The 23066-nt window shown below is 71.8% G+C and carries 30 protein-coding genes; 14 read left to right on the top strand and 16 right to left on the bottom strand.

The window, feature by feature from the left end:
- On the top strand, positions 1 to 303 hold a 303-nt coding region (locus E1266_RS21765; protein ID WP_132049769.1), incomplete at its 5' end, for a cupin domain-containing protein.
- Between the two features lie 15 nt (positions 304 to 318).
- Here E1266_RS21765 and dnaN read toward each other — a convergent pair.
- From dnaN to E1266_RS21750, 3 genes are all read right to left on the bottom strand, one after another.
- A complete protein-coding gene (gene dnaN, locus E1266_RS21760; RefSeq protein WP_132049767.1) occupies positions 319 to 1470 on the bottom strand; it encodes a DNA polymerase III subunit beta in 1152 nt (383 codons plus the stop codon).
- 77 nt (positions 1471 to 1547) lie between these two features.
- Positions 1548 to 2057, bottom strand: coding sequence for a methylated-DNA--[protein]-cysteine S-methyltransferase (locus E1266_RS21755; protein ID WP_207945822.1), 510 nt, complete (start codon positions 2055 to 2057; stop codon positions 1548 to 1550).
- A gap of 19 nt (positions 2058 to 2076) precedes the next feature.
- The gene (locus tag E1266_RS21750) at positions 2077 to 3549 is read right to left on the bottom strand and encodes an AlkA N-terminal domain-containing protein (RefSeq protein ID WP_132049763.1); all 1473 of its coding nucleotides are present in this window, start codon (positions 3547 to 3549) and stop codon (positions 2077 to 2079) included.
- Between the two features lie 164 nt (positions 3550 to 3713).
- Between E1266_RS21750 and E1266_RS21745 the strand changes: the two genes are divergently transcribed.
- Positions 3714 to 4076 carry a nuclear transport factor 2 family protein gene (locus E1266_RS21745; RefSeq protein WP_132049761.1) on the top strand — a complete coding sequence of 121 codons (363 nt, stop codon included), beginning with the start codon at positions 3714 to 3716 and terminating at the stop codon, positions 4074 to 4076.
- Positions 4077 to 4107: 31 nt separating this feature from the next.
- On the opposite strand, the gene E1266_RS21740 is transcribed toward E1266_RS21745, so the two are convergent.
- Both E1266_RS21740 and E1266_RS21735 read right to left on the bottom strand, forming a co-directional pair.
- Positions 4108 to 4860 carry an SDR family oxidoreductase gene (locus tag E1266_RS21740; RefSeq protein WP_132049760.1) on the bottom strand — a complete coding sequence of 251 codons (753 nt, stop codon included), beginning with the start codon at positions 4858 to 4860 and terminating at the stop codon, positions 4108 to 4110.
- 12 nt (positions 4861 to 4872) lie between these two features.
- Positions 4873 to 6261, bottom strand: coding sequence for an MFS transporter (locus E1266_RS21735; protein WP_132049758.1), 1389 nt, complete (start codon positions 6259 to 6261; stop codon positions 4873 to 4875).
- A gap of 202 nt (positions 6262 to 6463) precedes the next feature.
- Between E1266_RS21735 and E1266_RS21730 the strand changes: the two genes are divergently transcribed.
- Genes E1266_RS21730 through E1266_RS38135 form a run of 4 tightly spaced genes read left to right on the top strand, consistent with a single transcriptional unit; the run spans position 6464 to position 9399 of the window.
- Positions 6464 to 7159, top strand: a complete 696-nt coding sequence (locus E1266_RS21730; RefSeq protein ID WP_132049756.1) for a DUF4097 family beta strand repeat-containing protein — start codon at positions 6464 to 6466, stop codon at positions 7157 to 7159.
- A gap of 9 nt (positions 7160 to 7168) precedes the next feature.
- Positions 7169 to 8056 carry a helix-turn-helix transcriptional regulator gene (locus E1266_RS21725; protein WP_132049754.1) on the top strand — a complete coding sequence of 296 codons (888 nt, stop codon included), beginning with the start codon at positions 7169 to 7171 and terminating at the stop codon, positions 8054 to 8056.
- 40 nt (positions 8057 to 8096) lie between these two features.
- Complete coding sequence (locus E1266_RS21720) at positions 8097 to 9221, top strand: class I SAM-dependent methyltransferase (protein ID WP_132049752.1); 1125 nt, start codon at positions 8097 to 8099, stop codon at positions 9219 to 9221.
- A 7-nt stretch (positions 9222 to 9228) separates the two neighbouring features.
- Positions 9229 to 9399, top strand: a complete 171-nt coding sequence (locus E1266_RS38135) for a hypothetical protein (RefSeq protein WP_165966159.1) — start codon at positions 9229 to 9231, stop codon at positions 9397 to 9399.
- Here E1266_RS38135 and E1266_RS21715 read toward each other — a convergent pair.
- Positions 9386 to 10516: an epoxide hydrolase family protein gene (locus E1266_RS21715; RefSeq protein WP_132049750.1), complete on the bottom strand. Its 1131-nt coding sequence runs from the start codon at positions 10514 to 10516 to the stop codon at positions 9386 to 9388. The two genes, E1266_RS38135 and E1266_RS21715, sit on opposite strands and share 14 nt — an antisense overlap.
- The gene (locus E1266_RS21710) at positions 10509 to 10892 is read right to left on the bottom strand and encodes a nuclear transport factor 2 family protein (RefSeq protein WP_132049748.1); all 384 of its coding nucleotides are present in this window, start codon (positions 10890 to 10892) and stop codon (positions 10509 to 10511) included. The genes E1266_RS21715 and E1266_RS21710 overlap by 8 nt, the downstream gene beginning before the upstream one ends.
- An 88-nt stretch (positions 10893 to 10980) precedes the next feature.
- Between E1266_RS21710 and E1266_RS21705 the strand changes: the two genes are divergently transcribed.
- Entirely contained in the window at positions 10981 to 11439 is a 459-nt protein-coding gene (locus tag E1266_RS21705) for a MarR family transcriptional regulator (RefSeq protein WP_132049746.1), read from the top strand.
- Positions 11436 to 11939, top strand: a complete 504-nt coding sequence (locus tag E1266_RS21700; protein ID WP_243718691.1) for a GNAT family protein — start codon at positions 11436 to 11438, stop codon at positions 11937 to 11939. Before E1266_RS21705 ends, E1266_RS21700 begins: the two co-directional genes overlap by 4 nt.
- Positions 11940 to 11941: 2 nt before the next feature.
- On the opposite strand, the gene E1266_RS21695 is transcribed toward E1266_RS21700, so the two are convergent.
- Together E1266_RS21695 and E1266_RS21690 are read right to left on the bottom strand one after the other, a co-directional pair.
- Positions 11942 to 12916 (bottom strand): zinc-binding dehydrogenase, encoded by a 975-nt coding sequence (locus E1266_RS21695; protein WP_132049744.1) that lies wholly within the window; start codon positions 12914 to 12916, stop codon positions 11942 to 11944.
- 70 nt (positions 12917 to 12986) lie between these two features.
- Positions 12987 to 13349 (bottom strand): ATP-binding protein, encoded by a 363-nt coding sequence (locus E1266_RS21690; protein WP_165966158.1) that lies wholly within the window; start codon positions 13347 to 13349, stop codon positions 12987 to 12989.
- 183 nt (positions 13350 to 13532) lie between these two features.
- Here E1266_RS21690 and E1266_RS21685 point away from each other — a divergent pair, with 183 nt between their 5' ends.
- The 3 genes from E1266_RS21685 (at position 13533) to E1266_RS21675 (ending at position 15286) form a co-directional block, all read left to right on the top strand.
- Positions 13533 to 14387 (top strand): helix-turn-helix transcriptional regulator, encoded by an 855-nt coding sequence (locus tag E1266_RS21685; RefSeq protein WP_132049740.1) that lies wholly within the window; start codon positions 13533 to 13535, stop codon positions 14385 to 14387.
- The gene (locus E1266_RS21680; protein WP_132049738.1) at positions 14338 to 14511 is read left to right on the top strand and encodes a DUF397 domain-containing protein; all 174 of its coding nucleotides are present in this window, start codon (positions 14338 to 14340) and stop codon (positions 14509 to 14511) included. The genes E1266_RS21685 and E1266_RS21680 overlap by 50 nt, the downstream gene beginning before the upstream one ends.
- A gap of 61 nt (positions 14512 to 14572) precedes the next feature.
- Positions 14573 to 15286 (top strand): class I SAM-dependent methyltransferase, encoded by a 714-nt coding sequence (locus E1266_RS21675; RefSeq protein WP_207945819.1) that lies wholly within the window; start codon positions 14573 to 14575, stop codon positions 15284 to 15286.
- 73 nt (positions 15287 to 15359) lie between these two features.
- On the opposite strand, the gene E1266_RS21670 is transcribed toward E1266_RS21675, so the two are convergent.
- Genes E1266_RS21670 through E1266_RS21660 form a run of 3 tightly spaced genes read right to left on the bottom strand, consistent with a single transcriptional unit; the run spans position 15360 to position 16794 of the window.
- Positions 15360 to 15986, bottom strand: coding sequence for a dihydrofolate reductase family protein (locus tag E1266_RS21670; RefSeq protein ID WP_132049734.1), 627 nt, complete (start codon positions 15984 to 15986; stop codon positions 15360 to 15362).
- Positions 15983 to 16459, bottom strand: a complete 477-nt coding sequence (locus tag E1266_RS21665; protein ID WP_132049732.1) for an SRPBCC domain-containing protein — start codon at positions 16457 to 16459, stop codon at positions 15983 to 15985. Before E1266_RS21665 ends, E1266_RS21670 begins: the two co-directional genes overlap by 4 nt.
- A complete protein-coding gene (locus E1266_RS21660; RefSeq protein WP_131954496.1) occupies positions 16456 to 16794 on the bottom strand; it encodes a metalloregulator ArsR/SmtB family transcription factor in 339 nt (112 codons plus the stop codon). The genes E1266_RS21665 and E1266_RS21660 overlap by 4 nt, the downstream gene beginning before the upstream one ends.
- A gap of 97 nt (positions 16795 to 16891) precedes the next feature.
- Between E1266_RS21660 and E1266_RS21655 the strand changes: the two genes are divergently transcribed.
- The 3 genes from E1266_RS21655 to E1266_RS21645 all read left to right on the top strand — a co-directional run bounded on the left by E1266_RS21655 (position 16892) and on the right by E1266_RS21645 (position 19064).
- Positions 16892 to 17461 (top strand): hypothetical protein, encoded by a 570-nt coding sequence (locus E1266_RS21655; protein WP_132049730.1) that lies wholly within the window; start codon positions 16892 to 16894, stop codon positions 17459 to 17461.
- 34 nt (positions 17462 to 17495) lie between these two features.
- Positions 17496 to 18377 carry a helix-turn-helix domain-containing protein gene (locus E1266_RS21650; RefSeq protein WP_207945817.1) on the top strand — a complete coding sequence of 294 codons (882 nt, stop codon included), beginning with the start codon at positions 17496 to 17498 and terminating at the stop codon, positions 18375 to 18377.
- A 75-nt stretch (positions 18378 to 18452) separates the two neighbouring features.
- Entirely contained in the window at positions 18453 to 19064 is a 612-nt protein-coding gene (locus E1266_RS21645) for a dihydrofolate reductase family protein (protein ID WP_132049728.1), read from the top strand.
- A gap of 28 nt (positions 19065 to 19092) precedes the next feature.
- On the opposite strand, the gene E1266_RS21640 is transcribed toward E1266_RS21645, so the two are convergent.
- The 4 genes from E1266_RS21640 to E1266_RS21625 form a co-directional block, all read right to left on the bottom strand.
- Positions 19093 to 19479, bottom strand: coding sequence for a VOC family protein (locus tag E1266_RS21640; RefSeq protein WP_132049726.1), 387 nt, complete (start codon positions 19477 to 19479; stop codon positions 19093 to 19095).
- Positions 19476 to 19790 carry a metalloregulator ArsR/SmtB family transcription factor gene (locus E1266_RS21635; RefSeq protein WP_132049724.1) on the bottom strand — a complete coding sequence of 105 codons (315 nt, stop codon included), beginning with the start codon at positions 19788 to 19790 and terminating at the stop codon, positions 19476 to 19478. Before E1266_RS21635 ends, E1266_RS21640 begins: the two co-directional genes overlap by 4 nt.
- 232 nt (positions 19791 to 20022) lie before the next feature.
- Positions 20023 to 21447, bottom strand: coding sequence for a hypothetical protein (locus E1266_RS21630; RefSeq protein ID WP_132049722.1), 1425 nt, complete (start codon positions 21445 to 21447; stop codon positions 20023 to 20025).
- The coding region (locus E1266_RS21625; protein WP_132049720.1) for an NAD(P)/FAD-dependent oxidoreductase at positions 21444 to 23066 on the bottom strand (1623 nt) is incomplete at its 5' end. The genes E1266_RS21625 and E1266_RS21630, both read right to left, overlap by 4 nt.

The raw sequence follows: 23066 nt of genomic DNA, 5'->3' as shown, positions 1-23066 counted from the left end.
GTGCTGTGGGAGGGCGGGCACGGCGGGACGGGGACGCTGCTCGCCGGGAGCGACCCGCGGCCGTCGCTGGAGTTGTGGCAGTGGCACCTGCGGCCGGGGGAGACACGGGAGAGCGACGCGCACGTGCCCGGCACCAAGGAGATCGTCTACGTGCAGGAGGGGACGCTGACGCTCGGCGTCGACGGCCGGACGGACCTCGTGGAGGAGGGCGCGGCGGCCGTGTTCGTCGGCGACCGCCCCCACTCCTACGGGAACGCGGGCAAGGGGGAGGTCCGCTTCGTGCTGGCCGTCCTCGACCTCTGAGCCGGGGCCTGGGGGTCAGGAGTTCAGGCGGACGGGCATCACCAGGTAGCGGTAGCCGGTGTCGGCCTGGTCTCCGGGGGCTTCCTCGTCGCCGTCCTTCTTGTCGGGGATGGCGGTGAGCAGGGCCGCCTTGGTGGGGCCCGCGCATTCGAGTCGGGCGTACTCGGTGTCGATGCCGGCCAGGCCGTCCAGGAGGTACTGCGGGGCGAACGCGATGTCGATGTCGTCGCCGGTGAACTCGACCTCAAGGCTCTCGTTGGCGCGGGCTGAGTCGCCGGTCGCGGCGCGGATGCGGACTTCGCCGGAGGTGAACGCGAGCTGGATCGGGGTGCCGCGCTCGGTGACGAGGGCGGCCCGCTTGAGCGCCTCGGTGAACGGGGCGACGCGGATCTCGGCGATGGACGACCAGGTGCCGGTCAGCCGGGACTTGTAGTTGATGTACTGGTCGTCCAGCAGGCGGCTGGTCATGCTGCGGCCGCCGCCGGAGACGCCGATGAGGTTGTCGCCGGCGCCGCCCAGGCTGATGGCGACGTCCTCGCCGCGCCGGATCGCCTTGGCGGTGTCGGCGAGGGTCCGGGCGGGGACGACGACGCCCGCGGTGAAGCCGGAATCGGCGGGGGACCAGGTCAGCTCGCGTGCGGCGATGCGGTAGCGGTCGGTGCAGGCCATCCACATCGTGTCGCCCTCGATGTCGATGCGGACGCCGGTCAGCATCGGCAGGGTGTCGTCGCGCCCGGCGGCGGGGGTGACCTGGCCGATCGCGGTGGCGAACAGGTCGCTCGGGATGGTCCCGGCCTGGGCGGGCGGCTCGGGGAGGGTGGGGTAGTCCTCGACCGGGAGCGTGCGGAGCCCGAACTCGGCGGGACCGCAGCGGACCACGACCTCGGCGCCCTTGGTGAAGATGTCCACAGGCTGTGGAGGAAGGTTCCGCACGATGTCCGACAGCAGCCGCCCGGGGACGAGGACGAGGCCCGGCTCGGTGACGGTGGCGTCGTCCCGGGCGCGGGCGGACACCTCGTAGTCGAACCCGGCGAGGGTCAGTTCGCCGTCGGCGGTCGCCTCGATGAGCATGCCCGCGAGGACGGGCAGGGCGGGACGGGCCGGCAGCGTCCGGGCCGCCCACGCCACGGCGTCGGCGAGGGTCTGGCGGTCGACTCGGAGCTCCACCTTGATCAGCCTTCCGCGGGTCGGGTCTTTACGAGCACGGTAACCGCCGCCACTGACAGGTTGTGCCGTCCCTGTCGTCAGAAGAGGGCGTGCTGCGTGGTGCTGGTCTTGCGTTCGAAGTCGAGAAGGTAGCGCTTGCGGTCGAGCCCGCCGCCGTAGCCGGTGAGGCCGCCGCTAGAGCCGATGACGCGGTGGCAGGGGACGATGACGCCGATCGGGTTGCGGCCGTTGGCGAGGCCCACGGCACGGGAGGCCGACGGCTTGCCCAGTTCCGCGGCGAGTTCGCCGTAGGTGGCGGTCTCGCCGTAGGGGATTTCTTGGAGCAGCGACCAGACCCGCTTCTGGAAGGGCGTCCCGTTGAGGGTGAGCGGCAGGTCGAACTTGGTCAGCTCACCGGCGAAGTACGCGGAGAGCTGTTCGGCGACGGTCGCGAAGGGCTCGTCGTGGGGGTCGCCAGGGACGCCGAAGGTCTCCGCAGGAGGGCGGTGACGCTGCACCTCCATGTAGAGGGCGCAGAGGGCACCTTCCTGGGCCATCAGCGTCAGTGGGCCTACGGGGCTGTCCACGACGACGTGCGTCGGGTTCATGGAAGTCATCCTCTCGTGGTCAGGAGGTGGGCAGCAGGTTGATGGGATGGTCGCTCGTGGCCCACAGGTACTGGACGGCGTACGCGCGCCAGGGCCGCCACCGTGCGGCATGCCGGGTGAGTGCCGCGGGGGTCGACGGAAGGTCGAGCGCCTTGGCGGCGCCGCGGATGCCCAGGTCGCTCGGGATGAACGCGTCGGGGTCTCCGAGGGCACGCATCGCGATGGTCTCGATGGTCCACGGACCGAATCCGGGGAGGGTGGCCAAGCGCGCGCGGGCCTCTTCCCAGTCGCTCCCTACGCCGAGGTCGATCTCGTCTTTCGCGAGTGCGTTCACGAGGGTCGTGAGGGTGGTTCGGCGTGTTTGCGGGAAGGCGAGTGACTCCGGGTCGAGTTCCGCCAGGGCGGACGGGGTCGGGAACAGGTGGGTGAGTCCGCCGCCCGGGTCGTCCACAGGGTCGCCGTAGGCGGTGACGAGCCGTCCGGCGTGGGTTCGGGCGGCGGCCGTCGACACCTGCTGCCCCAGGACGGCGCGTACGGCGAACTCGGGGGCGTCCACGGTCCGCGGGACGCGCCGCCCAGGGGCCTTGGCGACCAGCGGCGCCAGGGCGGGGTCGTCGCGGAGGAGGTCGTCCACGGCGACGGGATCGGCGTCGAGGTCGAGCATCCAGCGGCAGCGGCTGATCGCGATGGTGAGGTCTCGTAGGTCGCTCAGGCTGAGCGTGCAGGCGACGTGGTCGGGGCGGGGCCGCAGCGTCGCGATGCCGTGCCCGTGGGGCAGCCGCAGGGTGCGGCGGAACGCGCCGTCCCGCCACTCCTCCACGCCGGGGACGGCCGTGGCCGCGAGATGGCCGAAGAGGTTGTCGGGGCAGAGCGGCGCCCGGAACGGCAGCCGCAGCGACAGCGCCCCCGAACCCGCGGGCGGGTGCCCCTTGGCGACGCGGTCGCGCAGCCCGGTCGGCGTCAGCGCGAACACCTCGCGGACGGTGTCGTTGAAGGCGCGGATACTGGCGAAGCCCGCCGCGAACGCGACGTCCCCCATCGGGAGGGCGGTCGTTTCGATGAGGAGCCTCGCCGTCTGAGCGCGCTGGGCCCGCGCCAGGGCGAGTGGGCCGGCGCCCAGTTCGGCGTTGAGCTGGCGCTCGATCTGGCGTGTGCTGTAGCCGAGCCGGGTCGCGAGCCCTGGGACGCCCTCACGGTCGACCACGCCGTCGGCGATGAGCCGCATCGCGCGGGCGACGACGTCCGCGCGGTGGTTCCATTCCGGTGAGCCGGGGCTGGTGTCGGGGCGGCAGCGCTTGCAGGCGCGGAAACCGGCCTGCTGCGCGGCGGCGGCGCTCGGGTAGAAGCGCATGTTGCCGGGCTTGGGGGGCACGACGGGGCAGCTCGGGCGGCAGTAGATGCCGGTGGTGACGACGCCGGTGAAGAACCATCCGTCGAACCGGGCGTCCTTCGCCTGGACGGCCCGTACGCACCTTTCCGCGTCCTCATGCATGTCCTCCAGCATCACCGACGCTCAGGTGGTCTCACTGGCGGAAATCCGACATCAACCCCCGGTGCGGTCCGGGCATGACCTCCCGGGTAATCGATCTTCCGCCGCGGCGTTGGCAGCGTGGGGGGCACCGGGAGGAACCCGGCCGATCAGACGGGAGTCATGAGATGAGCGACGTTCAGCAGCGGATCGAGCGGTACCTGGCCATCTGGAACGAGACGGACCCGGCCGCGCGCCGCGCCGCGATCGACGAGATGTGGACGGAGCGGCCCCTGTACGTCGACCCGCTCGGCGTGGCCGAGGGACGGGACGCGATCGACGGCTTCATCGGCGCGGCGCAGCAGCAGTTCCCCGGCATGGTGTTCCGCCCGGCGGGCACCGTGGACGCCCACCACAACATCGCCCGCTTCACCTGGGAGCTCGGCCCCGAGGGCGGTGAGGCGCTCGTGGTCGGCTTCGACGTGGCGGTCTTCGCCGACGACGGGCGCTTCGACCGCGTCCACGGCTTCCTCGACAAGGTGCCCGGGTAGGCGGGCCGCCGGGCAGCCGGGCAGGGCCGGCTCAGAGCTGGCGGAGCGCGCCGCCGTCCACCGGCCATTCGGCGCCCGTCACCTGGCCGGCCAGGGGCGACAGCAGGTAGACGATGACCCGCGCGACGTCCCGCGCTGTGCCGAGCCGTCCGGCGGGGAGCCGCCGCTCCTCGCGGACGAACCGGTCTATGGCCTCCTCGACGGGGAGCCCGAACTGTGCGGCGAGCTGGTCGGCGAACCCACCCGGCTCGTCCCACATCCGGGTTCGTGTAGGGCCGGGCGTGACGACGTTGGAGCGGATGCCACAGCGGCCGAACTCCCCCGCAAGCGTCTTGGACACCGACAGCAGCGCCGTTTTGGACGCCGCATAGTCGACCAGCGGTGTGTCAGGGAACCGTCCTGCCTCGCTGGACACGTGCACCATGCTGCCCGCGCCCTGGTCGATCAGGGCGGGCAGTGCCGCACGGGCCATCCGGACGGCCGCGTGGAAGTTCAGCTCGAAGGTGGCGTGCCATTGGTCGTCGGTCACATCGAGGAACCCGATGCGGGATTCGAGGGCACCCGCGTTGTTGACCAGGCCGTCCAGGCGTCCGTGCCGCTCTAGGGCAATGTCCACGGCACGCTGGGCGGCGTCCGGTTCGGTGAGGTCGGCGCTGACGTCCCCGTTGCGGGAGACGCCGACGACCTGGGCTCCCTCCTCTGTGAGGAGCGCGGCCGTGGCCTCGCCGATGCCGGCCGAGGCACCCGTGACGATGAAGATCCTGCCTTCGAGTTCGAGGTTCATGGGTGTGTCTCCTTAGGCGCGACGCAGGAACGACCAGACGAGGGCCGCACCGGCGAGGACGATCGCGGCGTTCACCGCGGTCGCGGTGTGGATGCCGCCGAGCACGGAGGCGTTGGCGGTGGCCACGGCGCTCATCACGGGGATGCCGAGCGTGATGGCCACCTGCTGCGTCATGGTGGCGACGCCGGTCGCGAGGCCTTGCTCGCGGTCCGGCAGCCCGGACGTCACGGTCCCCATGAACGCGACGATCGCGACGAGGTTCCCGAATCCGCCGATCGCGGTCGCGGCCAGCAGCAGCCCGAGCCCGCCGCGCGTTTCGCCGAGCCCGAGCAGCGCCGCCGTCGCCGCGGCCTGCAGGACGAGCCCGCCGGCGAGGGTCGCCCGGCCGCCGAACCGGCCCATGATGCGGGGCGCGGCGACACCGCCGGCGAACGTCCCGGCGCCGAGGACGCCGAGCGCGAGCCCGGTGGCCAGCGGCGAGAAGTCCAGGACCTTCTGCAGGTAGAGCGTCATCAGGAACACCAGCGACGTCTCGGTGGCGAACGCCACGAAACCGCCGACGCTGCCCCAGCTCACCGTCCGCCGCGCCAGCACGCCCAGCGGCGCGAGCGGGGCGGGGGACCGCCGCTCCACCAGGACGAACGCGACCAGCAGGGCGGCCGCGGCGGCCAGCGCGCCGAGCGCGAGCGGGTCGCCCCAGCCCCGGGACCCGGCGGACGTGATCCCGTACACCAGGGCGAGGAGCCCGCCGGTCACGGTGATCGCGCCGGGAACGTCCAGCTTCGCACCGTCCCGCGACCGGCTCTCGCTGATCAGCAAGGGGGTGACCGCCAGGATCAGCACCGCCACCGGCACGTTGACCAGGAAGGCCCAGCGCCAGCTCAGCGCGTCCGTGAGCACCCCGCCGAGGATCGCGCCCACGGTGAACCCGGCGGACATCAGCGCGCCGCTGAGCCCGAGCGCCCGGGTCCGCAGCGGCCCCTCCGGGAACGACGTGGTGATCAGCGACAGCGCGGCCGGGGTGGCGATCGCCGTGGCCAGGCCCTGCATGACCCGCCCGGTCAGCAGCACCGCCGGTGCGGTGGCCAGCCCGCCGATCAGGGAGCCCGCCGCCAGGAGGGCCATGCCCGCCAGCAGCATCCGGCGGCGTCCGAACAGGTCCGCGACGCGTCCGAACAGCAGCGTGAACCCGGCGGCGGGGAGCGCGAACGCGGTCGCGATCCACTGCAGCTCGTCTAGCCCGAAGCCGAGCCCCCGGCCGACGACGGGTAGCGCCACGTTGAGGATGGAGAAGTCGATGGCGAGCATGAACTGCGCGCCCAAGAGAAGGGTGAGTATCAGCCTGTGCCGCGACGACATCCGCGCAGGGGGTGCGGGAGCGTCGGTGGTGAGTGCGGTCATGGCAGAGACCATCGCGCCGCAGGTCGCGCGTACCCAGCCCCCGCCCGTTCGTACCACCCGCAGTAGCAGGCTCCGTCCCGGGAGCTAGCACGAACCTGGCTCCACGGCGTGACGGCCGTTCGAGGGACCTCTCCGTAGGGTCGAGATCGCTCGGCCACAAAACCTGGGGGTCATCTTGCGTCGTCAACTTGCATTCGTCGCCATGGCAGCGGCAGGGGTCACCGCGTTGAGCGCATGCGGGATGGCCTTCGCGTCGACCTTCGCGGATGACGCCGCTCTGGAGGGCGGCATCACCGCAGTGGAACTGGACGACATCGGGGCGGGCCGGGTCACGCTGCGCGGCGGTGCATCCAAGGCGTCCGTCCACCGCGAGGTCAAGTACCGCGGCGACAGGCCGGAGGGGCGGACGCACCGGATCGAGGACGGCGTCCTGAAGCTGCGCGGCTGCGGCTCGCGCTGCTCGGTGCACTACACGGTCGACCTGCCGGCGGGTCTTCCGGTGAGCGGCGACACGTCCAGCGGGTCGATCAGGCTGTCCCGCGTTGGCAAGGTGGACGTGTCGACCAGCTCGGGCTCGATCCACCTGGACGACGTCTCCGGCACGGTCAAGGCGAAGACGTCGAACGGCGAGATCGAGGGACGCGGTCTAACAGGCGACGATGCCGACGTGGAGACGTCGAACGGCGAGATCACCCTCCGACCGGCCAAGCCGCAGAACATCCGGGCGAAGACGTCGAACGGCGACATCAAGGTCACCGTTCCGGCGGGGTCCTACCGGGTGTCCGCGCGCACCGGCAACGGCGATCGGAAGATCGATGTCCCGAACGCCCCGTCCGCCCGGTACGGCCTGGATCTGACCACGAGCAACGGCGACATCACCGTCAGGACCGCCGGATAGCCTCTGCGCATGGCGCGCAACGCGGAGCTCGGCGAGTTCCTCAGGTCGCGGCGGGCGCGGCTGCGGCCCGAGGACGTCGGCGTCCCCTCCTACGGGACCCGCCGCCGCGTGCCGGGGCTGCGGCGCGAGGAGCTCGCGCAGCTCGCCGGGGTCAGCGTCGCCTACTACATCCGGCTCGAACAGGGCACGGCCGACGGGGTGTCCGCCGAGGTTCTCGACGCGGTCTCCCGGGCCCTGCGGCTGACCGGCGACGAGCACGCCCACCTGCACCGCCTCGCGCATCCGCCGCGCCGCCCCCGCACCGCCGGGCCGCCGCGGCTGCGCGCCCCGCTCCAGCACCTGCTCGACTCGATCACCCACGCGCCCGCATACGTGGTCGGGCACTACACGAACGTCGTCGCGTGGAACCGGCTCACCGCCGCCGTGTTCGTCGACCTCGCGAACGTCCCGGCCGACGAGCGGACCTGGTCCCACCAGATCCACCTCAACGACGACTACCGGGCGCGGCTCGGGGACAACTGGCCCGCGGTCGCCCGGCGCAACGTCGCCTACCTGCGTTACCGCTCCGGGCAGGACCCGGACGACCCGCGGCTGCGCGCGCTGATCGGCACCCTGCGAGAGCGCAGCCCGGAGTTCGGGCGGATGTGGTCGGCGCACCACGTCACGGACCTGACGCACGGCGAGGCCCGCATCGACCACCCGGACGCGGGACGGCTCGTCCTGCCGTTCGAGACGCTGCACCTGCCCGGCGACCCGGACCTCAGCCGCCTCATGCTCTACGCCGCCGAACCGGGCTCCGCCTCGGAGGAGGCGCTCCGGAGGCTGGCCGAGACGTCCGCCCATCTGTCCAGCGCCGACCTGGCCGGCCGGGAAACGCCGTCCCGCTCCGGAAACTGATCCCTCCACCGGTGGCGCCGGCGCGGCTACCGTGCTGCCTGTGGACCGGATCGCCTGGTACGAGGACGGCCAGGCGCAGCACGCGCGCTGGCGGTCCGAGAGCGGCGCCCCACCGCCCCGCCGCGTCGTGGTCGCCGCCGACGACATGCGGGCGGACGACGCCTACCACCTGGCCTGCGAGGGCACCGCCCTGCTCTGGCGCGGCGACTTCCAGAACGCGCGGCAGCTCCTCAACGCGATGGCGCGCCGGATCGACCGTCCTCGACGGCGCCGCCCGCGCAAGGCCGAACCGTCCCAGGCACAGGCGTTCCACCTTCACCGCCTGGCGAGCGCCCAGCGCGCGCGGGCCCTGGCCATGCTGCTCATCCCGTTCGCCCCGGGCCACGTCATCCCCTTACGCCGCGCACCGGACATGCAGGTCGCCTGCATCGAGGTGTACGGCCCGGACGATCGGCCTTACGTGACCCCGTTGCGCGAACTGCTCGGCCTGATCGGCGCGCACGAATGGCGTGTGAAGGGCGTGCCGATCCCCGCGCTGGACGGCGACCGGATCCACCCGCATTACGGCGTCTTCTCACCGGTCAGAGGCGAGTACGTGGACCTCGTCGCCGAAGCGCCCTTACCTTCGGCCAAGGTCGCCTTCGACATCGGGACAGGGACGGGTGTACTCGCGGCAGTCCTCGCGCGTCGCGGCATCGAACGGATCGTCGCCACAGACCACGACCCGCGCGCGCTTGCCTGCGCCCGAGAGAACCTGAAGCGGCTTGATGTGGCGGGACAGGTCGAGGTCATCCATACCGACCTCTTCCCAGAGGGACGCGCCGGGCTCATCGTCTGCAACCCGCCCTGGGTACCGGCCAAGCCCAATTCGCCCCTGGAACACGCCATCTACGACCCGCGCAGCCGGATGCTCCGCGGCTTCCTCGACGGCCTGGCCGACCACCTGGAGCCGGACGGTGAAGGCTGGCTGATCCTCTCCGACCTCGCCGAGCATCTGGGTCTGCGCACACGGGACGACCTGTGCGCCATGTTCTCCTCGGCCGGCCTCCAGGTCACGGGCAAGCACGACACCAGGCCGACCCACCGACGCGCCCACGACCCCGACGACCCGCTCCACACCGCCCGTGCCGCCGAAACCACCACCCTGTGGCGCCTCCAGCCCTGACCTTTGCATGGAAGAGGGCGTCGAGGCGACGTATCGACTCGTCACCGACCCCGCCTTGGACGACGTCTCCGGCCGCTTCTACAACGGCCTAAAGGAGGCTCGCGCGGACGCCCAGGCATACGACCCCGACGCCCGCGCCCGCCTAAGGGACCTCTCCGAGCAGCTCACCTCTCCCTGAGTCGCCGGAAGAACGCCCTGACGTCGCCAGTCAGCAGGTCCGGTGCCTCTATCGCCGGGAAGTGCCCGCCACGGTCGAACTCCGTCCAGTGGGCTACGTCGTAGACCCGCTCTACGAGGCTCCTCACCGGCCGGACGAGATCGTGCGCGAACACCGCCACGCCCAGGGGAACCGGACATGGGTCCGGGGGGCCGCCCCGCGCGGCGTTCTCCTTGTGCAGCCTGGCCGACGACCCGGCCGTCCCCGTGAGCCAGTAGAGCATCACCGTCGTGAGCAGCCGGTCATCGTCGATGCCGCTCGCCGGGTCGGTCCACTCCGTGACCTTGTCGGCGATCCACGCGAGCTGGCCGACGGGGGAGTCGGTCAGCGCATACGCCACGGTCTGCGGACGCGTCGCCTGCATCTGCCAGTACCCGGCGGGGCTGGCCAGGTACGCCTTCTGCCGCTCCAGGCGCTCCTGGTCATCCTCCGAAAGCCGAACGGCACCGTCACCGGGCGGCGGCGAGCCGATGTAGTTGAGGTGGACACCGGCCACCCGATCGCCGGCAACGGCCCCAAGCGCAGTGGATATCGGCCAGCCCCAGTCGCCGCCCTGCGCGCCGTACCGCTCGTAGCCGAGCCTGTCCATAAGCACGGCCCAGGCACGGGCGATGCGGTTCACGCCCCACCCGGGCTCACGCGTCGGCCCGGACAGGGTGAAACCGGGCAGGGTCGGGATCACCACGTGGAACGCGTCCCTTGGATCACCACCGTGGGCCCTGGGGTCGGTGAGCGGGCCGATCACGTCCAGGAAGTCGGCGACCGTGCTCGGCCACCCGTGCGTGATGATCAGCGGCAGCGCGTCCGGTTCCGGCGACCGCACGTGGACGAAGTGGACGTTCGTCCCGTCGATCTCCGTCGTGAACTGCGGAAACGCGTTCAGCGCGGCCTCCCGCCCCCGCCAGTCGAACGTCGTGCGCCAGTGCGCGGCCAGTTCCTTCACCCGGGCGAGCGGGATGCCGTGGTGCCAGCCGATGCCGGGAAGTTCGTCCGGCCACCGCGTGCGGTCGAGCCGCTCGGCGAGGTCGTCGAGATCCTCCTGTGGGACGTCGAGCCGGAACGGCACGATCTCAGGCATTCGCCACCTCCCAGATAGGACGGGCCTCCACCCGCGAGAGCCGCCAGCCGTCCGCCGTACGGGCGGCCTTCAGTTCGTAGCGCTCGCCCAGCAGACGCGGGCCTTCTTCCTTCGCGAAGACGACAAGGAGGTTCGCGCCGATCGCGGCTTGGTCGCCGTCCACCTCGATCAGCGGGTCGGTGATGAAGTGCTGGGTCGGCACCCGGTGGTTCCGGCGCGCCTGCTCGACGAGAGCGTCAACGCCTTTCGCGACGCCGCCCGGGGTGTGGACCTCCGCGTCCTCGGCGAAGAGACCGCGCCCGTCACCGGGGCTCTTGTCGTCCAGCCACCGCCCCAGCCTGCTGACCAGAACGGACAGCTCGTGTCGATCGTCCATGGCTCCTCAATCATTGGTTGTACCAACATTGGCACAACCAACAATACATATCGTTGGCCCGCCCAACAACCCGCGTAGACTGACCCCCATGCACAAGGCCGACGCCCGGACACCCGACCGCCTCCGGCGCACCGCGAGCTGGTTGATCAACCTGGCGTCCACGCACAGCCACCGCCTGGTCAGCGAGGGGTTCACCGCCGCCGGAGCCCGCGGCTACCACTACCGGCTGCTCACCGCCCTCGACGAGTACGGGCCGTCCAGCCAGGCCGCCCTCGGCCGGTACACCGGCATCGACCGCAGCGACGTCGTCGCCGCCCTGAACGAACTCGCCGCCAAGGACCTGATCGACCGCTCCCCCGACCCGTCCGACCGGCGCCGCAACGTCATCACCCTCACCCCGGCCGGCGCCCGCCACCTGGACGAACTGCAGAAGGTCGTGGACCGCATCCAGGACGACCTCCTGGCCCCGCTCACCCCCGCCGAACGCGACCAGCTCACCGCCCTGCTGGCCCGCGTCACCGACCACCACGCCAGGAGCCGCCCGTGATCCACCTCGTCGAACTCCCCGCCGCCACGCTGACCGCCCTCCTGGACGGCGACCTAACCACGGCGAGCACGAAGGCCGGGGTGCCCCTCACCGCGTACTTCGTCACCGACGAGGCGAAGGCCCTCTGGCGCTTCCGCCTCGACCAGCTCGCCCGCGAACCGGCACACGCCCCCTGGATCGTCCGCGCCGCCGTGGCGGAGCCCGACGGCGTGGTCGTGGGCCACGCCGGCTTCCACGGCGCTCCGACCGCGGACGGCCGGGTCGAGGTCGCCTACTCCGTCGACCCGGCCCACCGCCGCCGCGGACACGCCCGCGCGATGCTCGCCGCCCTCCTGGCCCGCGCCGATGCCGAACCGTCGGTCACGACCGTCCGCGCGTCGATCAGCCCGGACAACGCCGCGTCACTCGCGACGATCGCGGGCCACGGCTTCGTCCACGTCGGCGAGCAATGGGACGAGCAGGACGGCCGCGAACTCCTCTTCGACCGCCCCGCCCGCTGACGTCAGGCGCCGGCGGTCAGCAGGGTCTTGCCGAACGCGGTGCGCCCCTCGATGACCGAATGCGCGGCCCCGGCATCCTCCAGCGGGAACGTCTGCCCGATGACCGGTGCGATCACCCCCGCGGCGGCCTCGCGCAATGCCTGCCCGACGTACCGCATTCGGTCACGGTCGGACAGCTGCACGGCCTCGATGCCCGTCACCGCCACACCCCGCTCGTCCGCGGTCCGCCGGTCGATGCTCGCGAAACGCCCGCTGGGCGTGCCATGGGCGGAGAACCGTCCTCCGCGAGCGGCGAGCGTGAACGCGGTCTCCCCTAGCGAGCCGCCGACGTTGTCCAAGACGACGTCCGCACCGTGCTCGCCGAACACCGCCCGCGCCTGCTCGGCCCAGTCGGGCCGAGCGGAGTCGATCACGGCGTCGGGTTCCAGTTGCGCAACCCGCTCCAGCTTCGCGCCACGGGCGACCGCGACCACACTCGCCGCACGGGCCCGCGCGAGCTGCACGCACAGCAACCCCAGGCCGCCGCTCGCCCCGACCACGAGCACGCGATCCCGCGGACCGACCTTCGTCACGTCGAACAGCGCGAGCGCGGTCACTCCGTCATGCAGGAGGCCCGCGGCCACCGTGAGGTCCACGTCGTCGGGCACCACCGCCATCGCGGCGACCGGCACCACGGCACGGTCGGCGTAACCGCCTTCACCGCCGGTATGCGCCACCACTCTCTGACCGCGAAGGCCCGGGTCGACTCCCGGGCCGACCTGCACGACCCGGCCGGCGACCCCGTTTCCGGGCACATAGGGCGGACGCATCGGCCAGAAGTCCTGACCGGCCCCTGAGCGCACCATCGTCTCCAGCCACAACGTGTCGATCACCTCCACGCCGACCAGGACCTCTCCAGCACCCGGCTCAGGATCAGGCCTCTCGACCACCTGGAACACTTCGGGGCCACCGAACTCCGACACCACCGCTGCACGCACCGCACCCACTCCGTCCTGCCATTCGTCCCACCAGGGCCGACTCCCTCGCGGTGCCCGCCACGCTAAAACCTCAACATTTGTTGGGGTCAAGTGGCGTGGAGGTCATCGTGCAGCGAAGCTCGGCCCACGTGACCTTCCCGCCCTCGTTGAGGGGACGGACACCCCACGCCCGCACGAGCTCCGCCATCAGCGCCAGCCCCCGCCCGGACGTCGCGGCGTAGTCGTCGGGCTGGATCGCGGGCCGCCCCTCACCGCCGTCCCACACCTCCACGACGACGAGGCCGTCGCGCTCGCCGCGGAGCACCCGCACGACGATCGGCGGCTTCCCGTGCCGGTAGGCGTTGGTGACCAGCTCGCAGACGACGAGCCGCCCCACGTAGTCGTCGCCGATCCCCCACTCCGCGAACCTCGCGGCAAGAAACCGCCGCGCCATCCGCGGAGCCTGATCAGTCGCATCGAGCACAAGCGTGGAGACCTCTGGGACACATGCAGTTCGCATCGCTACAACCTCCGGCGTTCGGACGTGTGTGAACTACGCCACAGAGTCATGTGATCACGCTAAGTTCGCATCCGTACACAGTGCAGTCGCAACAACACGGAACGTGGAGGCTCCCCCATGGCCACCAACACGCCCCCAAATCCCAAGGACAGCATGTGGGCCTTCATCGCCTACTACCTGCGTTTCTGCCGCACTCAGCGGGCCCTGTCCGGCGAAGCCACGGGACGCCTCATCAACGCGAGCAAGGCGACCGTTTCACGCATAGAAAACGGCGTCGACCGCCTGGACGGGCAACGCGCGTCCCTTCTGGACAAGGCTTGGGAGACGGGCGGCGTGTTCTCCCTGCTCGTCTGGTACGCCAGCATCGACCACGACCCGCAGTGGCTCGCCCAGTACAAGACCTTCGAGCAGCGAGCGCGGATCATCCGGATCTTCGAGCCGCTCGTGATCTCCGGCTTGCTGCAGACCGAGGAGTATGCCCGAGCACTCTTTATCGGTGGCGGCATGGTCGACCCGGAGCCGTTCGTCGCTGAACGAATGGAACGACAGGGTGTTCTCGACCGGGCGTTCATCATGGTCCTGCTGAGCGAGACCGCGTTGGGATGGCCGGTCGGGAGCCCCCGGATCATGCGGGAGCAGCTCGCACATGTGCTCGAAGTCGCCGAGCGACCCAACGTGGTCGTACATGTGATCCCGCAGACCTTCGAGACCAACGCCTATCCGGGCCTCGACGGCGGCCTGAAGCTCGTCACGGGAGACGATTTCGGAGAGGTTGCCTACACGGAGTCGATCGGGGGCGGGCGGCTTATATCGTCTCCGGTGGAGGTCGCGGAGTACGCGATCCTGTTCTCGCGGATCAGTGCGAAGGCTCTCCCCGAGCACCGGTCTAGGGACCTGATCAGAGCGGCTATGGAGGCGTTCAGTGACGACGTGGCGAAAGAGCAGTCACAGCGGGACACAGGGCGGAAGTGAGTGCGTAGAGGTCGGCCGCTTCCCTGACTCCATCGGTGTCCGAGACTCCAAGAACCCGGACGGCCCCGAGCTGCGCATCACGCGTGAGACCTTCCGGACCCTAATGGCGGGCCTCAAGCGCTAACCCAAGCCCCCGGGCGGCCGGTTCGTGGCAGAGTGGCGGGATGCCTGGCGCGCGATATGGGATGGATGCGCCCTACGGGTTCGGCTTTGTGGGCTTGGTCGTGCTGGGGTTCTGGGTGACCGGGGTGGTGATGGCGGTCACCGCCGATCTGGCCGCCGCGCTGCCCGCGCTGGTCTCCGGCACCCTGCTGGCGGGATGCCTGGCCCTGAGCCTGCACGCCACGCTGCGCGGCAAGTTCCTGGTCTGGCGGGACGTACTGGACGAGCTGGACCTGCGCGGCGACGAACGGCTGCTCGACCTCGGCTGCGGACGCGGCGCCGTCCTGCTGGCCGCCGCCCGGCGCCTCCCGCGGGGCCGGGCGGTCGGCGTGGACCTGTGGCGGGGACGGGACCAGTCCGGCAACAACCCGGCGGCGACCCTGCGCAACGCCCGCGCCGAAGGCGTCGCCGACCGCGTCCATGTGCAAGGGGGTGACCTGCGCAGGCTCCCGTACGCGGAGGCGAGCTTCGACCTGGTGGTGTCCAGCCTGACGGTGCACACCATCTTCGGCGCGGACGCCCGCGCCCAGGCGATCGCCGAGGCGTACCGGGTGCTGCGGCCGGGCGGCCGCCTGCTGATCGCCGACCTGGCGCGGACCCCCCGCGAGTACGCCGCGGTGCTGGCCCGGCTGGACGCCCAGGACATCCGCGTGCGCGGCCTCGGCTGGCGCGCGTGGTGGGGCAGCCCGTGGGTCCCGACCCGCCTGGTCACCGCCCGCAAACCGGCCACCCCCTGAACACGCCTACCGGCACGATTCAGGCCCCATGGGCACCCGGCGTCCTGCGGCCGCCCGCCGTTCGCGGCCGCTGCTAGGTGAGGGCGGCGACGCCCTGGTACTCGGCTCGGGGCGCCTGGCCGGTCACCTCGTATTCGAGGAGCAGCAGGCCGTTCGGGGTGGCCTCGTGGCCGCGCAGGCGGAGGCCGGACGGGGTGCCCGCGCGAGTCAGCAGCCGCCGGCCGCTTCGCAGGACCGCGGGGGCGACCACTAGGCGGAGCGTGTCCACGAGACCCGCCTCCAGCAGGGAATCGCCCAGGTGGGCGCTGCCGTGGATCTGGAGTTCCCGGCCCGGCCGTGCCTTCAGGTCGGTGACCGCCTGGACCGCGTCGCCCTTGAGGACGGTCGTGGGGTTCCAGGTCCCTTCGGTGAGGGTGTTCGTCACGACGTACTTCGGCAGGGTGTTCATCCGCTCGGCGAACGGGTCGGCCGGGTCGGTGATCTGCGGCCAGTCGCGGGCGAACGCCTCGTAGGTCCGCCGTCCGAGCAGGAGGCCGTCGGCGAGGTCGAGCCAGTCCGAGGCGCGCTTCACGAAGGCCGGGTCCATGTGCGGGACGAGCCAGCCGCCGCGGGCGAACCCGTCGCTGGTGTCCTCGTCCGGCGAGCCGGGGCCCTGGCTGACCCCGTCGAGCGTGACGAACTCCGTAATGACGATCTTCATCGGGTGCCTTCCACGTGTGCTGCGAGCTGGGCGGCGACCGTCCCCCAGCCTTCGGCGAATCCGAGCTTGTCGTGCCGCGCGCGGGCCTCGGGGGTCCCGTGCCGGACGACGATCCGGTAGTCCGTGCCGTCCGGGTGGTCGGCCATCGTGATCGCGGCGGTCATCGCGACCGGTTCGGGCCTCGCGGGGCGCCAGGCGCTGTCGATCGCGTTGGTGAACACCAGCCGCTCCACCTCGTCGATGGCGACGAAGCACGCGTCCATGTGCGGGACGTACTCGGCCCCGTCTTCGCTGAGGCTCGTCACGAACGCGCCGCCGGGACGCACGTCCAGGCGGTCGACCCGGCACAGCGAAGGCGCCGGGGTCCACCACCGCGCGAGCTGGGATGGATCGGTCCAAGCGCTCCAAACGGCCGCGCGCGGGGCGCGGATGACGCGCTCCAGAGCTAGGTCGAGGTCGGGATCGAAGGTCATGTCCGGTTCTCCTCCGGATCGGTGACGAGCTGTTCCAGGCGGTCGGTACGGCCTTCCCAGATGCGGCGCTGCTCCGCGAGCCAGTCGTCCACCAGCGCGAGCCGCTCCCGGTTGAGCACGCAGGTGCGCACCCGGCCGGACTTGACCGTGCGGATGAGGTCGTTCGCCTCCAGGGTCCGCACGTGCTTCATGAACGAGGGCAGCGTCATGGGGAACTCGCGGGCGAGGTCGCCGACGCTCGCGGGCCCGAGGCCGAGCCGCCGGACGACCTCGCGCCGCGTCGGGTCGGCCAGGGCGACGAACACCCCGTCGAGCTGCGCCGAATACTGTGCCATGCGGCTAAGTATGCACGGTCACGACAGTTAGCGCAAAGGCTAAGTGTTTGACGCGCGGCGAGAGCCCGCCCCTGGGACCGTTGGTATCGTGCGCGCCATGGCCGCAGCCGAGGGCTTACCGCGACGCAGGCTCCGCCGTCCGTTATGGGCCGGTGCGGCGGTCGTCGCGCTGCTCCTCGGCGGCTGTGCGGCCTTCATCGGCACGGCGGCGCCGCTGACCGTCTCCGGCGGCGAGGTCCGGCCGACCGCCGGGTCCACGCGACTGCCGGACGGCGGTCACAGCCTGAACTTCACTCCCGGCGGCGAGGTCGGGCTGACCGTCCACCTGACCAACGAGGGCCGCTTCGACGTGCGCGTGACCGGCGCCGACCTGCCCTGGATCTCGGACGATCCGTGGGAGACCCCCAACGCGCTGCAAGACCTGCGCCAGGTGCTGGTCGGCCCGGACGGGTCGGAGCGCCCGTTCGAGCCCGTCACCGTGGCACCGGGCCAGCAGGTCCGGATCGGCTGGCAGTTGGGGATGTGCCCGCCCCCGGAATGGCCGCCGAGGACGTCCCGCAAGCCCGTCGACGACTTCGTCGTCACCTACCGCTATGCGGGTTGGCGGCGCGACCGCACGGAGACGCTCCCCCACCGGCTGATCCTGCCGGGCAACGTCTGCCCGTGAGCGGGCCCGCCTCACGAGCGAAAAGGTCCATCCGATGGACATCCGAACCAGAGAGCCGCAGCGGACCGAGTCCCTGGAGTACGTCAGCCGCGTGCCCGCACCTCCGCTCGACCGGTACATCGACGACGTCTACTGCCTGACCGGGGTGCCGCACCACCGGCGGATGAACGTCCCGCCGATGCCTTCGGCGCACCTGTTCATCAACCTGGGCGAGCCCGCCCGGCTGTGGGACTCCGACCCCGCGGTCCCCCCGGCGGTGTTCGCCGACGGATGGTTCATGGGCGTCTGGACCAGGCGTTTCCTCTACGAGTACCCCGCGCGGGTGCGGCTCGTCGGGGTCCACTTCAAGCCGTGGGGGTTGTCGCCGTTCATCGACGTGCCGGCGAGCGAGCTGCGGAACCGGTGGGTGCCGGTGGACGCCGTCTGGCGGCGGTCCCTGGACCGGATCCGGAACCGGGTCGGCGTCCTCGCCTCGCCCGGCGAGACGCTGCGGGCGGTGGAGGAGGAACTGCGGTCGCGGCTCGCGGACGCGCCGGCGCGCGGTCTCGACCTGGTCCACGCCACCGGCCGGACGCTGGAACTCGCGCACGGCGCGGTCCCGGTCGGGGCGCTGGCCGATGCCGCCGGCGTGAGCGGCAACCACCTGGCCGCACAGTTCAAGGCCCATGTCGGCGTCACGCCGAAGCGGGTGGCGCGGATCTACCGGTTCGCGCGCCTGATCCTGTCCGTGGACGCGCGAGGCCCGGTCGACTGGTCGGACCTCGCCCAGGTCGCGGGCTACTTCGACCGGGCCCACTTCACCAGGGAGTTCAAGGACTTCACCGGGCACACTCCGAGCGAGTATCTGGCGTTGCGGCACCGGTACCCCGTCGCGGAGGGCTTTCCGCCGGACGACGGCCCGATGCCCGCCGTTTGATTTCTTACATGCCCGGCCGCCCCCGCGGGCGGCAAGATCGGCCGCGGAGGCACGAAGGACGCCGAGGGGGAAACCATGGGCAAAGTGATCATGCACAGCGTCGCGTCGGTGGACGGCTTCATCGCCGACGACAACGACGACGTCGGGCCGCTCCACGACTGGTACTTCAACGGGGACACCCCGCTCACCGGGGGCGGCGACGAGGGCTACGACCATTCCGGGACCGGGAGCCGCCTCAAAGTCTCCCGCACGTCAGCGGAGTACGTGCGGCCGATGTGGGAGGCGATCGGCGCGATCGTGATGGGCCGCACCCTGTTCGACCTGGTCAACGGCTGGGAGGGCAGCCCGCCCGCGGGCGAGCACGTCGTGGTGGTGTCGCACCGGCCCAAGCCGGAGGGCTGGCATCCGGAGGCGTCCTGCCACTTCGTCGGCGACGTGCCGGCCGCGATCGACAAGGCCCGGGAGCTGGCCGGTGACCGCGTCGTCAGCGTGAACGCCGGCGACGTGGGCGGCCAGGCCCTCGCGGCCGGGCTGGTGGACGAGGTGGCGATGGACGTCGTGCCGGTGGTGTTCGGGTCGGGCAAACGCTACTTCGGCGGCATCGCCGGGCAGCACCTGCTGGAGGATCCCGACGTGGTCATCCAGGGGGACGGGGTGCTCCACCTGAAGTTCAAGGTGCGCCGCTAGCGCGGCTCCACGGCCGCGCCCCGGCGCCTCAGGCGGTCTGGTGGAGTTGGATCAGGTTGCCGCAGGTGTCGTCCAGAACGGCCGTGGACACCGCGCCCATGTCGGTGGGTTCCTGGACGAAGCGCACGCCCAGTCCGCGCAGGCGGTCGTACTCGGCCTTGACGTCGTCCACGGTGAACGACGTGTACGGGATGCCGTCCGCCACGAGGGCCTCCTTGAACGGCTTCACCGCCGGGTGGCTGCTCGGTTCGAGCACCAGCTCGGGGCCGTCCGGCGCCTGCGGGGACACCACGGTCAGCCAGCGGGCCCCGCCCATCGGAATGTCCTGCTTCTTCACGAAGCCCAGCACTTCGGTGTAGAAGCGCAGCGCCTTCTCCTGGTCGTCGACGAGCACGCTCGCCAGGTCGATCCTCATGCCGGTCCCCTCTGCCCGTCCGCGTCACCGTCACGGCCGCCGGACGTCCTGAGCCACCGCTCGACGATCGGTTCGAGCGGCCGCGGGTTGATGTAGTGGAACTTGTAGCGGCCCTCGCGCCTGGTCTCGACCAGGCCGGCGGCCTCGAGAACGTCGAGGTGCTGCGAGATCGCCTGCCGCGACGAGCCGAGCCGGTGCTTGGTCGTCAGGCGGGCGCAGATCTCGAAGAGCGTCTGGCCGTTCCGGTCCGTCAGTTCGTCGAGGATGATCCGCCGCGTGGGGTCGGCGAGGGCCTTGAAGACGTCTCCCACACCAGAAACGATAGGCAAGCCGCCACTTGCATGTCAACCTTGTCCAGCGCCGACGCCGTCGAACCAGGCCGCGATCGACCCGCCCGGCCGCAGGCGCCGGGCGGGTCCAGGACGTACCTTTCACCGGCACGCTCGGCGACAGCGGGCGCACCATCCAGGCCGCGTGGGAGAAGTCCCGGACAACGCGACCTGGGAACACGACTTCGACATGGTCTGCACACGAGTCGCCTGATCAGGCACCGGCCACCATCACCGGGACCGTCAGGGCGATCAGGGCGGTCAGTATCCACAGGGCCGGGGCCGAGCCCAGAATCTGGTCGCGGCGAGCTGCGGCGCGGGCCGCCTCCAGGTCGTTGCGGGCCAGCCACCACGGGTTCTCCCGATGCTCCAGCCAGGCGAGGACGGCTCCCAGCGCACCCCCGTACGCGAGGTGGCCGATGAGGCTCGCGAAGTCCGCGGCGATCGTGGGGGCCGTCCACCAGAGCGGGACGCCCAGCGTCGCGGGCATCAGGGTCAGCCCGCCGAACACCCACCAGAAGAACCCGTACGAAAGGCCCCAGCCGACACCGGACACCATGTCGTAGCCGCGTCCGCGGAACAGCAGCGCGTACGACACGCCGATGCCCTGGGCGATGAGGAGATGGACGACCCATCCGGCCGCGTCGCCGTCCGCGCCGACGAGCTTCGCCACCGTGGGCAGCACGTCCACCGCGCCCCACACGAAACCGAACAGGACGCCGCCGACCAGCCCGGACAGCGCGCCGTACCCGACCACGCGCAGGCCGCGCGTGCCGACCGCCCGCCTCCGGAGCCGCACATCGTCCACGAACAGCGCGCGGGCGAGGGAGCCCAGCCAGCCGAAGACGGCCGCGATCCCGGCGCCCGCCAGCAGGTACGGCGGCAGCGTGGTCGTCGCCTCCGCCACGGCGGCCTCCGCCCAGTCGAGGCGGCCCTCGTCCAGCAGCGGCGCGAACGTCAGACCCGCCACGATCCACCACAGGAATCCGTAGGCGGTACCTCGGACGATCGCCGGGCCGGTGCCCTCCACGCGTCCGGTGAACACGAGCGGGTAGCCGACCCCCATCGCGAGCGCGACGGCGGGGAGCCAGCCGAGCCGCTCACCGGCGGTGAGGGCCAGGACGCCGCCGACGATCCCGGCGGCGAGCAGGCCGCGCAGCAGCGTCCGCGGCCGCAGATGGTCCGCGGCGACGGACCGGCCGTCCCGCTGCAGCAGCGCGAACACCACCGCGGTCACCGCGCCGTAGTAGAGATGGCCGAACAGGCTGGGCAGGGCCCCCTGCGCGGCGTCCAGGCTCCACGTCATCGGCGTCCCGGAAAGCAGCGGCAGCAGCGTCAGCGTCCCCAGGAACCACCAGAACATCCCGTAGGCCAGGCCCCAGAACAGCAGCTCGCTCGACCGGATCCGCTGGTGCGCCGCGAGCAGCCCGAACACGGCGCCCACCCCGACCGAGATCAGCATGTTCAGCACGAACCCGATCCACGGCGCCCCCGACCCGGCGAGCACCGCCACGTCCGGGAGCGTGCCCAGCGACACCATCGCCGCGCCCCACACCATGCCCCCGGCCGCGCCCGCGAAAGCGCCCGCCGGTGCGCCGCGCCCGGAGAACACCGGTCCGCGGACCGCCTCCGCCGTCATCGCGCACCCCTTCCGGGCAGCGCCGCCGGTGCGTCGGCGGGCGGGCCGGTGACGACGATGTCGCGCGGGAACGCCGCGTCCAGGACCCAGTCGAGCAGGACGCGGACCCGCCGCTCCACCCCCGGCAGCTTCGCGAGATAGATCCCGCGCCACAGCAGCCAGGCGCTCAGCCCGGAGAAGGGACGGCCGCGGATCTCCCCGGCGGCGGTGCGGTGGCCCAGCGCGACGAACGTCCCCAGGGTCGTGAACCGGAACGGGCGGGGCCGCTGCCCCCGCAGCACGGCGGCGATGTTGTCGGCGACCGCCTTGCCCTCGCGCATCGCGTGCTGCGCGGTCGGCGGGTAGAGCGCGCCGTCCTCCGCGGGGATCTGCGCGCAGTCGCCGATCGCCCAGACGCGGTCCATCTCGAACGCGCGGAGCGTCCGGTCGACGAGGACCGCGTCGCGGCGCCCGGTCTCGCCGGGCAGGGTCCGCAGCATCGGGTTCGGCTGGTTGCCGGCCGTCCACACGAAGGTCGCCGTCTCGATCACCTCGCCGGTGTCGAGGTGCACGCTCCGGCCGGTCGCGCCCGTCGCGCGGACGCCCAGCCGGAACTCGATGCCGCGGGACCGCAGCTTCTCCAGCGCGTACGCGCCCAGCCGCTCCGACAGTTCGGGCAGGATCCGCTGATCCGAGTGGACGAGGACGAAACGCGGCTCGTCCGGGTCGATCGCGGGATAGAAGTGCAGCACGTCATGGGTGAGGTCGTACAGCTCGGCGACCGACTCCGTCCCGGCGAACCCGCCGCCCGCGACGACGAACGTCAGCAGCCGCCTCCGCTCCGCCGGATCGGCCTCCTGGTCGGCGCGCTCCAGCAGCCCCAGCACCCGTTCCCGCAGCCGCACCGCGTCCCCGAGCGACTTCAGCGTCAGCGCGTTCTCCGCCACACCCGGCAGATCCGGGAAGAACGGGACGGACCCGACCGCCAGCACCAGATGCTCGTACCCGACCTGCTCGCCCCCCGCCTCCAGAACGACCCGCCGCCGCGCGACGTCCACACCCGCGACCCGCCCGTGCCGGAACCTCGTGTGGGACGCCGCGGCCCGCACCGGCGAACTGATGTGCTGCGCCTCCAGCCCACCGGACGCGACCTCCGCGAGCATCGGCGTGAACAGCAGGTAGTTCGAGTCACTGATCAGCGTCACGTCGACGCGATGGCCCCGCAGGTTCAGCCGCTCGAACCGGCGCGCGGCGCTGACCCCGCCGAACCCGCCCCCGACGATCACGACCCGCGGCGCCGGCGCCTTCGCCTTGTCCGGGGCCTCGCGATACCCCCGCATGGCGAGGTGGAACAGCATCCCCGCAAGCGTCCCCTGGAGCAGCGAACCGACCAGTTCCGGGTACAGCGCCGTGGCCGCGTCCACCGTCCAGGTCGGCGTGCCGCCCCGGGTCCACGGTTCCAGGCTCAGCCACCACACCGTCCAGCCGAGCACCCCGAGCAGCAGCCCGCCCGCGGCCGACACCGCCGGCCCGGACGGCCGCCGCCCGACGAACGCGCCGAGCAACTGCCCGATGACCGCCGCGTACAGGGCGAACACCGCCCACCCGAACGCGCCGTGGGACGCCAGCAGGCCCTGCCC

The sequence above is a fragment of the Actinomadura sp. 7K534 genome (assembly GCF_004348575.1).
Taxonomy (GTDB): domain Bacteria; phylum Actinomycetota; class Actinomycetes; order Streptosporangiales; family Streptosporangiaceae; genus Spirillospora; species Spirillospora livida.
Note: the sequence above shows the minus strand (reverse complement) of the source record. Positions and strands in the feature narration are given on the sequence as shown.